Source organism: Streptomyces sp. WM6386 (assembly GCF_000972385.1).
In the GTDB taxonomy this organism is placed as follows: Bacteria; Actinomycetota; Actinomycetes; order Streptomycetales; family Streptomycetaceae; genus Streptomyces.
The window spans coordinates 1-327 of record NZ_JXTE01000741.1 but is presented as its reverse complement, the minus strand read 5'-3'; the positions used below and the strand labels follow the sequence as shown (position 1 = coordinate 327).

The following is a 327-nucleotide window of genomic DNA, read 5'->3' as shown; positions in this document are numbered from 1 at the left end:
GCGCTGGGCTGGGTCGCGCCGCCGTGGACGTGTTGCCGCGTGGCCTGGACCCCGACTATGTGACCGCCGACGGAACCAACCTCGGCCGGGTCCGCCGACCCCTGCCGCTCTCCAAGGCGCTGGACGACGTGCTGCTCGCGTACGAGATGAACGGCGAGCCGCTGCCGTACGACCACGGTCATCCCGTGCGCGTTCTCGTGCCCTCCTGGATCGGCATCGCGTCGATCAAGTGGGTCGGCGACATCGAGGTGTCGGCCCAGCCCCTCTACTCGCCCTGGAACACCGACTTCTACCGGCTGTTCGGGGACGCCTACCCGCCGGGCGGCA

1 protein-coding gene is annotated in these 327 nt (G+C 70.3%); it reads left to right on the top strand.

The window, feature by feature from the left end:
* Positions 1-327: molybdopterin-dependent oxidoreductase (locus TN53_RS43475; protein ID WP_159038313.1), on the top strand; the 327-nt coding region annotated here is incomplete at both ends.